Genomic DNA, 11,545 nt, shown 5'->3' with positions numbered 1-11,545 from the left:
ACGGGGGACGAGATGTGACGATCATCCTGGCCTTGCTGGCTCTCGAGTTGATGATTCTGGTCCACGAGTTGGGCCACCTGATTGTGGCGAAGCGCGCCGGGATCGCGGTGCACGCCTTCGCCATGGGGTTCGGACCCCGGTTGTTCGCGGTCACGCGCGGGGAGACGACATACAGCCTCAACCTCCTGCCGATCGGCGGCTTCGTCAACATGGCCGGTGAGGACGCGGAGAGCCCCGACGTCCCGGCGAACCGCACGTTCCGCGGGCAATCGGTGCTCTGGCGGCTCGCGATCGTGCTGGCCGGCCCGGTCATGAACTTCGTGCTGGCCGTGGTGCTGCTCGCCGTGGTCGCGGTGACGTACGGCATTCCGCTGCGCGTGAACGCGCAGGTCGGCACGGTCCTCCCCAACTATCCGGCGGCGCAGGCCGGCCTGCGGGCGGGCGACCGGATCATCTCGATCGATGGACGGCCCATGCAGGACGGACAGCAGATGATCGACCTGATCCACCGCAGCGCGAAGCGGACGCTCGCCATCCTCGTGCAGCGCGGGTCGGCGCGGTTCATCGTCCACGTGCCGACCCGGTACGATGCGAAGCAGCAGGTCTGGGTGACGGGATTTTCGCCGACCGTGGTGCGCGGGCGGCTCGATCCCGCCCGGGCCGTCTGGTGGGGTGCCGGGACGACGTTCCGCGACGCGGTCACCTATCTTGCCGCGATTGGCAACCTGATTCGGACCGGCCGGCTGCTTGGAGAACTCAGCGGCCCACTCACGGCGGTCAACGTGCTCGGTCAGGCGGCGCACGCCGGCGGGGAGACCTTCCTGTACTTCACGGCGTTCTTCAGCATCATCATCGGTCTGTTCAACCTGTTTCCGCTCCCGGCGCTCGACGGCGGCCGGGTCGTGTTCCTGGCGGTCGAAGGCCTGCGACGGCGGCCGGTGGACCCGGCGCGCGAGGGCTACATCCACCTCGTGGGGCTGGCCCTGCTGGTGTGCCTGATCGTCGCGCTCAGCGTCCGTGACGCGCTGCACCCCGTGCATCTCAACCTGCCGTGACGTGTCGGTGACCGCGCCGGCCGTGTTACAATAGCGCCGGTCGAAACGAAGGGAGGCCGCGAAGCGGATGGACCGGACCCAGACGCGTCAGGTGCAGATCGGCCGCGTCCCGGTGGGCGGCGGGGCACCGATCGCCGTCCAATCGATGACGACGACCGACACCCGCGACGTTGAGGCCACGGTCGCGCAAATCCTCGCCCTTGAACAGGCCGGCTGTGAAATCGTCCGCGTGGCGGTGCCCGACCGCGCGGCGGCCGAGGCGCTGCCCGGCGTCAAGGCGCGCATCCACGTCCCCCTCGTCGCCGACATCCACTTCGACTACCGGCTGGCGCTGGCGTCGCTCGAGGCCGGCGTCGACAAGCTCCGCCTCAACCCGGGCAACATCGGCAGCGAGGAGCGGGTGCGCATCGTCGCCCGCGAGGCCAAGGCCCGGGGCGTGCCGATTCGCGTCGGGGCCAACGTCGGCTCGCTGTCCAAGGAGATGCTGCGCCGCTACGGAGAGCCGTGCGCGGCGGCCCTCGTGGATAGCGCGCTCGACGAGATCCGCATACTCGAAGAGCTCGAGTTTCATAACATCATCGTGTCCGTCAAGGCGAGCGACGTCGAAATGGCCCTCGAGGCCTACGTGAGCATCGCCGAGCGCATGCCGTATCCGTTGCACGTCGGCATTACGGAGGCCGGGACGACGTGGGCCGGCACGGTCAAGTCGGCGGTCGGCCTCGGCGCGATTCTCTCGCGGCGCATCGGCGATACGATTCGGGTATCGCTGGCCACGGATCCCGTCGAAGAGGTCAAGGCCGGCTTCGAGGTGCTGAAGGCGCTCGGTCTCCGGATGCGCGGACCGATTCTCGTGGCATGCCCCTCGTGCGGCCGCGCCGACGTGGACATCGTCGGCCTCGCCGAAGAGGTCGAGCGCCGCCTCGCCGCGTATCCGGTGCCCGTGAAGGTCGCGGTGATGGGCTGCGCCGTCAACGGTCCGGGGGAGGCACGGATGGCCGATCTCGGCGTCGCGGCGGGCAAGGGCATGGGCCTCATCTTCAAGCGCGGGCGCATCGTCGCGAGCCTGCCGGAAGCCGAACTGCTCGAAGGGCTGATGAAGGAAGTCGAGGCCGTCGTCAGGGAGAAACAGGCCGCCGCCGGCGCGCCCGCGGGCAGCTAGCCGTGAGGTGCCACCGGCCGACGCGTGCTCGGGCGCAACAGACCGCGCAGTTGATCCTGGCGGCAGTGGATCGTGAGGTGCCACTGGCCGACGCGTGCTCGGGCGCACCAGACCGCGCAGTTGATCCTGGCGGCAGTGGATCGTGAGGTGCCACTGGCCGACGCGTGCTGATGGAGGAACGGCGGATGCGTGACATCAAGGTCGAGACTCTGCCCGGGGTGCCCGTGGGCGACCTGCAGGTCGAGATGGTCGAGCGCAAGGGCGTGGGGCATCCCGACTCGATCTGCGACGCGATCATGGAGCGGGTGTCCGTGGAGCTGAGCAAGGAGTATCTCAGCCAGTTCGGCCGCATCCTCCACCACAACATCGACAAGGCCTTCCTCGTCGCCGGCGACGCCGAGACACGGTTCGGCGGCGGCACGATCAAGGAGCCGATGCGCCTCATTTTTGGCGATCGGGCCACGTACGGGATCGACGACCGGGAGCTGCCGATTCGCGAGATCGCGATTCGCACGGCGAAGCACTGGATCCGCGAGAATTTGAGATTCGTCGACCCGGGCGGTTCGGATGACCAGGACGGGCCGCACGTCACCTACCAGCTCGAGCTGAAGCCCGGGTCCGCCGAGCTCGTCGATATCTTCAGCCGCGACACCACGGGGGCCAACGACACGTCCGCGGCGGTCGGCTACTGGCCCATGACCGAAACCGAGCGCCTGGTGCGCGAGACGGAGCAGTACATCAACTCGCGGACGTTCAAGGAAGACTTCCCCGAAGCCGGCGAGGACGTCAAGGTCATGGGGGTACGGCTCGGGCCCGAGCTGCGCCTCACGGCCGCGGTGGCCTTCGTCGATCGGTTTATCGAGGACGAGGACCAATACTTCCGGCGCAAAGACCGGCTGTATGAGTCGGTGATGGAATTTCTTCGCAAGCGGACCACGCTCGAGCGCGTGACGTTCGACCTGAACACGCTGGACGAGCCGGGACGCGGGCAGAACGGCGTGTACCTATCCGTCCTCGGCACCTCCGCGGAGTCGGGGGACAGCGGCCAGGTCGGCCGCGGCAACAAGGTGAACGGCGTGATCGCCATTAACCGGCCGATGGGCACCGAGGCCGCCGCGGGGAAGAACCCCGTCTCGCACGTCGGCAAGATCTACTCCGTGTTTACGCACCAGGTCGCGCAGAAAGTGTACGAGGAAGTGTCCGGCATTCGCGAAGTCTACATTTGGATGGTCAGTCAGATCGGCAAGCCCATCGACCTGCCCATCGCCGCGGCACAGGTCATCCTCGCGAAGGGTGTGCGCCGCAGCGCGGCGGAGCGCAAGGTTCGCGATGTCGTCGACCGCGAACTGGCCGGGATCAACGTCTTTTGCCGCGACCTCGCGGCCGGTAAATACGCGGTGTGCTAGGCACGGCGTCCCGCGGCGCGCCCGGGGCGTCTCGTCCCACACGGCTGCTGGGAGCGATTCTGGCGGCCGTATCTGTTTGCGGCTGTGCCGTCGAGCGCGCGCCGATCGGCGCCGGCCCGCCGTTTCTCCGGTCCGCGGGACTGGCGCGCATGTCCGATCTCCGCGCGGTGAGCCCGCCGGCCTGGTCGGGCGACGGCCGGCGGATCGCGTTCGCCACGGCAGACGCCGTCTGGACCGTGCGGGGACAGGCCGGCGCCGAGCCGCACCGCCTCACCGCTATGACCGGCGTCGATCGGGTGGCGTGGTCGCCTGACGGCGGCGCGGTGACTGTGCTCGCGGGCGGCCGGCTGCTGACGGTCGACCTCGATGATCCGTCGCCGCGCCCGCTGGTCCCCTCCCGCGGCGTGCAGTGCTTTGCCTGGCCGCCGGTGGGGGCGCGCGGCGGCTTCGGACGTGCCGGCCGTCTCTCGGGCCCGGTGTACGCCAGCGCCGCCGGCGGCCGCACGGCGGTGTGGGCGCTGCGGGACGCGGAGCGGCCGTTCCGGATCGGCTCGCTGCCGTCGGGAATCGCTGCGCGGTCGCTCATCTGGCTGGCCGGCGATGCCGGCGTGGCGGTCACCGCGGCCGGCGGCGGGGACGCCGACCGGATTGTGTTCCTGCGGCCCGATGCCCGTGCCGCGTCGCGCATTGAACGGCTTCCCGCCGGCGGCCGCGATCCCGTGCCCTCGCCGGCGGGCCGGTTCATCGCGTATCTGGAGGACGCCGGGGGAGGGGAGTCGCGCGTCGCCGCCGTGCGCGCCGGCGGCGCCGGCCGCCGTGTGTTGACGCCGCCGGGCCATTACACCGGGCTTGCGTGGTCGCCCTCGGACACGCTCGTCGCCTTCGCCCGGCAGGACGGGGAGTGGGCGGACCTCGAGATCGCCGACGTGCTGACCGGCCAGCGCCTCCACGTCGGCGACTATCGGCCGGAGATGGCGGCGTCCGACGCCCCCCTCGTCATCGTGTGGGCGCCCGGTGGGACCCGGCTCGCGTTCGGCACCGACACCGGTGAGACGGCGGGATTCGTGTGGCTCGCGACGCTCGAGCGGCGCTGAGACCGGGGCCCGGCAAGCTCCTCGCGCGGCGCCATCACTCCGCGTCCTCATCCCGCGCGCTTGACACACCCGGCGGGCGGGGAGACAATGAATCACGAGTAGTGTCAGGGCGGCGGCCCCGCCAACCGTGCGGCGGGGCCGCGGACATTATATGGGGGTGGAGGCGTTGCCGATCTACGAATACCGCTGCACCCACTGCGGGCATCAATTCGAGGTGATGCACGCGGTCGACGGAGCGCCGCCGCGGTGCGAGCGGTGCGGCCGCGAGGTGCGGCGCGTGTTTTCCCCGGTCGGAATTATCTTCAAGGGTCCGGGATTTCACGTGAACGACTACCGGAAGACCCCCGCGCCGTCCGACGGCGCGAGCAAGGCAGCGGAGAAGGCGCCGGCCGACGGAGGCAAGCGCGATGACGGGAAGGTCGGCAGCGCCGCCTCGAGCGATGGGGCGAAGAGCAATCCTAAGCCATCGAAATCGGCATCGCGATCCGGTGGCGGCGGGACCGTGTCGTAGGAGGCGCGACGACGCGAGGACGCGGCGGATAGGCCGCGCCCTCGCGTCGTCGGTGGCGGTCGTCGGGATCGCCGCCTCCGCCGCGTCGGCCCAGACGCGGCTCGCCGTCACCGTGGGGTTCGACGGCGCCTTCCGGCCCGGGGCGCCCACGGCGGTTGACGTGGAGATCCCGCCGCTGCCCGCCGGCGGGCCCGCGCAGCTCATCCTCGAGACATCGGCTCTCACGCCGCAGGCCGGCCGCGCCACCGTCTCCACGACCGTGGGGTTTCAGGCCGTGGCCGGGGCGGCCCAGACTCTTTCCGTTCCCGTGGTGATCGAGGATCTCCGCCGCCCCTTGCGCGTCCGGCTGCTGGTCGGCGGCCGGCCCGCGGCCGCCGCCGACGTGGCGCTTGATCCCACCCGCGCGGTCGGCCGGCTGGTCGTCCTGGTCTCCGCCGTGCGCACCGGTCTGAGTGTTCTCCGGCGTGCCGATCCACCCGTCGTCGACGCGTACGTCGCGGCGGACGCGCTGCCCTCGGAATGGCAGGAGTACCGTGGTGTCGATCTGCTGGTCCTCCGCGACATCGATCCCGCGCGGCTCAGCGACCGGCAGCGTGGCGCGCTCCTCACCTGGGTCCGTCTCGGCGGTCGGCTCGTCGTCATCGCGCGTCCCGGCGTGGCGCTCCCGGCGTTCCTCACGCCGATCATGCCGGCGTACGCGGGCCCGCCGCAGGTGCTCCGATCCGCCTCGGATCTCGCGGCGCGCTACAGTGCGTCCGTCCCGGCCGGTCCCGTGCCGATCGTCGCGCTCGTGCCGCAACCGGCCGCGCTGGTGGTGCGCGCGGGCGGCATGCCCGTCGTCGCCGCGGCTGCGGAAGGGGACGGCCGGGTGAGCGTCTGGGGGCTCGATCCAACGATCCCGCCGCTCGCGGACTGGGACGGCGGGACGCGGTTGTGGGCCGAGACACTCGGTGCGCCGGCGCCGGCCCTGGCCGATCCGGCGGCGCTGGCCGGGGTGCTGGATCTCCAGGTACCGGCGGACCGATTCTCGCACGTCGCCGCTGGATTCCTGATGGCGGTCTACGTCGGCGGACTCGCGATCGTCCGGCGCCGCAGGCCCACGCTGATGGGCGGCGCCGCCGTGGCGGTTGCCGCCGTGGTCGCCGTCGCCGTCTTTGCGACCCTCGCCGCGGGCGCGCGGGCGCGGTCGACAGCGCTGAGTCAGGTCGTGGTGGTGCAGCAGGCCCCGGAGACGCAGGTGGCGAGCGCGCTCATCGTCGCCGCCACCGCCGTGCCGTACGGCGGGGTCATCGCCCTACGGGCGCCGGACGGCGCGGCCGCCTCGCCGGTCGCGGTCATAGGTGATCTCAGCATCCGGCGAGACGGCGGCCCGACGCTGCTGACCGGCCGCATGCGCGCGGACGTACCATGGGTGTTTGAGGCCGCGACCGCCGTGCCGCTGTCCGCGTCGGCGGACTTCGCCGCCTCCGGGAGCCTCACGGCCGATCTCCCGGCCGCGGGCCTCCGGGACGCGGCCGTCTGGTGGCACGGGCTCGTATATCCGCTCGGTGATCTGCCGGGGGGCCGCTCGGAATCGCGCGTGCCCGGTGCCGGCTGGCGTCCCGCCGGGGATGTCGTGACCGATCAGCGGTCGCCCGGGCGATTCTTCCGGGCCCCCGGCAGCCAGATCCCAGGGGCCATCACGCAGGCCCCCCAGCCCCTGCTCATCGGGGCGTGGCCGGTGGCTCTGCCGGCATTTGCGCTCGCTGACCCGAGCGGTGGAAGGGCTGCGGGTGCCGAGGACGTGGTTCTCGTACTCCCCGTCCGCGGGCGGCCGCCGGTGCCGCGGAGCGTGCCGTGACCAATCCCATCCTGCGGGGCGATCTCCGCGCCCGGGCCGCGAGCCGCAAGATCGTGGCCATCGAGCTCTTCTATGTCGGCGTGCTGGCGGTGCTGGCGTGGTTCGGGATGGCGCCCGAGCTGGGGGCGCGCGCCGCGGACCAAACCGCGAGCCTCACGACGGCGCTCCTCGTCGTTCAGGGGATCCTCGTGACGTACTTCGTCTCCGCCTGCGCCGCCCAGGAGATTGCCGTGGAGAGTGAAAAGTCTTCCGTGGATCTCGCCTTCGCGCCGTTCGCGCCGCGGACGATCATCGCGGGCAAGAGCGTGGCCACGTTGGTTACGGTCGGGTACTGGCTGCTGCTCGGTGCGCCGCTCGTGGCGCTCGCGGCCGGCATCCGTCGGGATCCCACGGCCGGCGTGCTCGGCGCCGCCGCGTTCACCGGTGTGGTGGCCTGGAGCATAGGACAGATGGGTCTGTGGCTGGGCATCGCCGTCGAATCCGAATTCTCCCGCACGCTGGTTCACTGGAGCGGGCTGCTCCTGATTTTTGTCGGGACGCTGGCGCTGCCCATGCCGGCCCGGACGGTCAATCCCGTGCTCGGCATCGCCGCGGCGCAAAGCGGTACGTTGTCGCCGGCCGCGTACGGCGGTTACATCGCATTCGGGCTGTTGTGCGACGCGGCCGCGCGGCTGTCGCTGCGGAGATACGCCCGCGCATGATCCCGGAGACTCAGGAGTTGCATCGGCTCCTGCGCCCGGTCGTCCGCCGGCTCGCGATCACCGCGGCGGCCCGGGTGGTCGCGCGTGCCGCGACCGCGGGTGCAGGCGCGCTGCTCCTGTGGGGTCTTCTGACCACCGTGTTTCCGGTGCCGTTTCCGTTGCCGCGCGTCGCCCCCGCTCTGGCGGCGGCGCTCGCCGCCCTCGCGCTGGTCGCCGCGCGGCGAGCCCGGCCGCCGCTCCTTCTCGCCGCGCGCGTCGCCGACCGGCGCGCCGTGCTGGCCGACCGCCTCGGCACAGCGGTGGACCTGCTGTCCCGCGGCACGCCGCCGACCGGATTGGGCCGGCTGCAGATTCGCGACGCCCTCAGGGCGGCGGCCGCCGTGGAGCCGAGGGCGGTCGCGCCGGTCCGCATGCGCCGTGACGCCTGGCTGGCCATTGCGGTGTGCCTTGCGCTGGCCGCGTGGGGGCGGTTCGGTACAGGGCTGACCCTCCCGGGGACGCCGGCCGGCCGGACCGCCGCAACCATCCACCGCGAAGGTCGCTTCCTCGTCGATCTCGGCCGCCGGCTCGACGAAGCCGGACGCGCCGCGCAGTTGCCGGAAACCCTCCACACCGCGCCCGCCATCCAGGACACCGGCCGGCGCTTGGAAGCTCCGCGTGTCGGGTGGGACGACGCCGTCGGTCGCGTGCGTGAGATGGTGCGCCGGCTCGAGGCCGCGCAGGAAGGAGTGCGCCGTCGCGTCGACGAGGCGCTGTCCGGCGGCCGTGCGGATCGCTCGGGGGCCCGTGCCCCGGCGGATGGACGCCGGGACGAGATGCAGCGCGTCGATGCCGCCCGGCTCGCGCTCCAGGAATTGGCTAATTCGGTTGGGCAGGGCGTGGGAACGGCGATGTCTGCGGAGGAGCTGGCCAGGCGGCTGCGGGCTCTGTCGGACTCTCTCGACCAGTTGGGCGCGCCGCCCGGCGTGCGCGCGTCCGTCGATCGGGCTCGGCGCGCGGCGGAGCAGGGTCAGCGCTCGGCCGCGGGAGCGGGCATCGGGGATGCGCTGCAGGATCTGGCGGGGCTCGAGCGGATGCTTGGCGACGAGCAGGCGCTGGGCGACGCCAAGCGGCAGGTCCAGCAGTCCGGGGAGCGGATCGCGCAGGCCGGCCGCGCCGCCGGCCGCGCCCAATCGGCGCAGCAGTCCGGCTCCGACACGTCGCCGCCGACGGCCTCCGGCCCGAATCCCCTCGCGCCCGGTCCCGCCGACGCTCCGCCGCCGCCCGGTCCGAATCAGGGCAGTCTTCCCGGTCGGGGCACGGGCGGGCAACTCGGGGCGGCGACGCCGCGCCTCAGCGGCACGCGGTCCCAAAGCCGGCTCGAAGGACTGCCGGCGCCCGGCACGACCCACGTGCAGGAGATCGTGGGGCCGGGACGCGCCGAGGCGGCTCGCGCCACGCCCGGCCGCCCGCCGGCCGACGTGACCCACGAGATCGACCGCACGCTCGCGCGGGACCCGCTGCCCCCGGCGTACGTCACCCTCATCCGCCGGTACTTCGATCTTGGAGGCACGCCGTGAGCATCGCAGATCATCCGGGCGCGGATGTGGCCGCGCAGACCGCCGACGAATTCCGGCGCGCGTTCGCACTCGTTCGAGGCGAGCTCGGCCGCGTCATCGTCGGGCACGGCGACCTGCTCGACCTCGCGGTCGCGGCGCTGTTCGCCGACGGCCACGTGCTCCTCGAGGGCGTGCCGGGGCTTGGCAAGACGCTGCTCGTGCGCACGCTGGCGCAGGCGCTGGACCTACGGTTCGCGCGCATCCAGTTCACGCCGGACCTCATGCCGGCCGACATCCTCGGCACGAACCTGCTGGTGCAGGACGAGACAGGACGGCGGCGGTTCGAGTTTCAGCCGGGGCCGGTCTTTGCCCAGATCGTGCTGGCCGACGAGATCAACCGGGCGACGCCGAAAACCCAGTCCGCCCTGCTCGAGGCGATGCAGGAGCATGCCGTGTCGATCGCCGGAGAGTCCCGTCCGCTGGAGGAGCCGTTCTTCGTGCTCGCCACCCAAAATCCGATCGAGATGGAAGGCACGTACCCGCTGCCGGAGGCGCAGCTGGATCGGTTTCTGTTCAAGCTGCGCGTGCCGTTTCCGCGGCTCGAGGAGTTGCGCGAGATTGCCGATCGCACGACAGGGCCGGAGCCGCCGGCCGCGCGGCGCGTGGTGGACGCGGCCACGGTCCGCCGGCTGCAGGCCTTTGCCCGGCAGGTCCCCGTCGCGGCGCATGTCCAGGAGTACGCGGCGCGCCTCGTGCTGGCGACGCACCCGGAGCCGGCCGGCGCCCCGGAAACGTCGCGCCGGCTGGTCCGGTACGGCGCGAGCCCGCGCGGACTGCAGGCGATGCTGCGGGCCGGCAAGGTGCGGGCGCTCGCGCAGGGCCGCGCGCACGTGGCGACCGAGGATATCCGCGCGCTCGCCCTCCCGTCGCTGCGTCACCGCATTCTCTTGAACTTCGAGGGCGAAGCCGAAGGCATCGATCCGGAGCGCATCATCGAGGAGGCGATCCGGCACACCGAGGCCGAGACCGCCCCCGCGGTCAACGCCTGAGCGCGCCCGCCGCCGCGATGCGTCGCGATCCTCCCTCCGCCGGCCCGTCCCCGCCTGGGGGCGACGCCGGGCTCCTCGATCCGGCGTTTCTGCAGCGCCTCGAGGCCCTGAGCCTCGTCAGCCGCCGGCGCGTGCGGGGACGCCAGCGCGGTGAGCGGCGCAGCCTGGTCCGCGGCCGCGGGATCGAGTTCGACGACTACCGCGCCTATGAACCCGGCGACGATTACCGGTACATCGATTGGAACATCGCTTCCCGGCTCGACCGCTTCTTCGTCAAACTGTTCAGCGAAGAAGAGGATCTCGATGTCCATCTGCTGGTCGATACGAGCCGCTCGATGGCGGCGGGGACGCCGAGCAAGTTGCTGCTTGCGAAGCGTCTGGCCGCCGCGATCGGGTACGTCGGCCTCGTCAACCTCGATCGCGTGGAGATCGGCGTCTTTTCGTCCGGCCCCGGGCCGCGTCTGAGCCGCCTGCGCGGCCGCGGCCGGGCCTTCGATCTCCTGCGGTTCCTCGACGGCATCCGGCCGGAGGGCGCGACGGACCTGGGTCTCGCACTGCGCCGGACCATCGAAGGCTCGGCGCGACGGGGCCTCCTGGTCCTGATCTCGGACATGCTCGATCCGCTGGGGTACGAAGAGGGGCTGCTGCGCGCGCGCCACCAGCGGCTGCAGACGTTCGTCATTCACGTCCTGGCCGAGGAGGAGCTGGCCCCGCCTCTCGGCGGCGAGCTGCGCCTGGTCGATGTGGAGACCGGCCGGGCGGTAGAGGTGACCGTGGACGCCGACGCGCTCCGCGCCTACGCCGCGGCGCGCGATGCATATCTCGAGGGCCTCCAGCGATTCTGCTTCCGCCACGGGATCGAGTACCTCCGCACCGCGTCGACCGTGCCGGCCGACGCACTCGTGCTCCGCTACCTCCGGCAGGCGGGATTGGTACGGTGACGTTCGGCGTCCCCGCCGCGCTGTGGGCGCTCGCCGCCGTCCCGGCGCTCATCGCGCTCTACCTGCTGCGGGTCAGGCGCCGCGAGCACGTCGTAAGCAGCATCCTCCTGTGGGTCAGGTCCGCCCCGTCGCCGTCGGCGTTTCGCCCGTCGCGCCGGATCGAGCGCAGTCTACTGCTGCTTCTGCAGATCCTGGCCGCGGCCGGCCTCGCGGCGGCGCTGGCGCAGCCGTCCGTGCCCGGCTGGGCGGCC

Annotated in this window: 10 protein-coding genes and 1 pseudogene; all 11 read left to right on the top strand. The window is 72.1% G+C overall.

Annotated features, from left to right (window positions below; all coding sequences use genetic code 11):
- Nucleotides 1–14 precede the first annotated feature (14 nt).
- Nucleotides 15–1,055 (top strand): M50 family metallopeptidase, encoded by a 1,041-nt coding sequence (locus VGZ23_06385; protein HEV2357223.1) that lies wholly within the window; start codon nt 15–17, stop codon nt 1,053–1,055.
- Between the two features lie 61 nt (nt 1,056–1,116).
- Nucleotides 1,117–2,214, top strand: a pseudogene (gene ispG / locus VGZ23_06380) (flavodoxin-dependent (E)-4-hydroxy-3-methylbut-2-enyl-diphosphate synthase).
- Between the two features lie 185 nt (nt 2,215–2,399).
- The gene (locus VGZ23_06375) at nt 2,400–3,620 is read left to right on the top strand and encodes a methionine adenosyltransferase (protein HEV2357222.1); all 1,221 of its coding nucleotides are present in this window, start codon (nt 2,400–2,402) and stop codon (nt 3,618–3,620) included.
- A 149-nt stretch (nt 3,621–3,769) separates the two neighbouring features.
- A complete protein-coding gene (locus VGZ23_06370) occupies nt 3,770–4,714 on the top strand; it encodes a hypothetical protein (GenBank protein HEV2357221.1) in 945 nt (314 codons plus the stop codon).
- A 166-nt stretch (nt 4,715–4,880) separates the two neighbouring features.
- On the top strand, nt 4,881–5,225 hold the full coding sequence (locus VGZ23_06365; protein ID HEV2357220.1) for an FmdB family zinc ribbon protein: 345 nt from the start codon (nt 4,881–4,883) through the stop codon (nt 5,223–5,225).
- Nucleotides 5,226–5,277: 52 nt separating this feature from the next.
- A complete protein-coding gene (locus VGZ23_06360) occupies nt 5,278–7,065 on the top strand; it encodes a hypothetical protein (protein HEV2357219.1) in 1,788 nt (595 codons plus the stop codon).
- Nucleotides 7,062–7,766 carry a hypothetical protein gene (locus VGZ23_06355; GenBank protein HEV2357218.1) on the top strand — a complete coding sequence of 235 codons (705 nt, stop codon included), beginning with the start codon at nt 7,062–7,064 and terminating at the stop codon, nt 7,764–7,766. Before VGZ23_06360 ends, VGZ23_06355 begins: the two co-directional genes overlap by 4 nt.
- Nucleotides 7,763–9,325 carry a hypothetical protein gene (locus VGZ23_06350; protein HEV2357217.1) on the top strand — a complete coding sequence of 521 codons (1,563 nt, stop codon included), beginning with the start codon at nt 7,763–7,765 and terminating at the stop codon, nt 9,323–9,325. The genes VGZ23_06355 and VGZ23_06350 overlap by 4 nt, the downstream gene beginning before the upstream one ends.
- A complete protein-coding gene (locus tag VGZ23_06345; GenBank protein HEV2357216.1) occupies nt 9,322–10,353 on the top strand; it encodes an AAA family ATPase in 1,032 nt (343 codons plus the stop codon). The genes VGZ23_06350 and VGZ23_06345 overlap by 4 nt, the downstream gene beginning before the upstream one ends.
- Nucleotides 10,354–10,370: 17 nt before the next feature.
- On the top strand, nt 10,371–11,294 hold the full coding sequence (locus tag VGZ23_06340) for a DUF58 domain-containing protein (protein ID HEV2357215.1): 924 nt from the start codon (nt 10,371–10,373) through the stop codon (nt 11,292–11,294).
- Nucleotides 11,291–11,545: BatA domain-containing protein (locus VGZ23_06335; protein ID HEV2357214.1), on the top strand; the 255-nt coding region annotated here is incomplete at its 3' end. The genes VGZ23_06340 and VGZ23_06335, both read left to right, overlap by 4 nt.

The organism is bacterium (genome assembly GCA_035945995.1).
GTDB lineage: Bacteria > Sysuimicrobiota > Sysuimicrobiia > Sysuimicrobiales > Segetimicrobiaceae > DASSJF01.
Note: the sequence above shows the minus strand (reverse complement) of the source record. Positions and strands in the feature narration are given on the sequence as shown.

Bases quoted from the DNA above. Each gene is read 5' to 3' on its own strand.
- VGZ23_06375 (HEV2357222.1), top strand. From the start codon at position 2,400: ATGCGTGACATCAAGGTCGAGACTCTGCCCGGGGTGCCCGTGGGCGAC.
- VGZ23_06370 (HEV2357221.1), top strand. From the start codon at position 3,770: ATGTCCGATCTCCGCGCGGTGAGCCCGCCGGCCTGGTCGGGCGACGGC.
- VGZ23_06350 (HEV2357217.1), top strand. From the start codon at position 7,763: ATGATCCCGGAGACTCAGGAGTTGCATCGGCTCCTGCGCCCGGTCGTC.
- VGZ23_06340 (HEV2357215.1), top strand. From the start codon at position 10,371: ATGCGTCGCGATCCTCCCTCCGCCGGCCCGTCCCCGCCTGGGGGCGAC.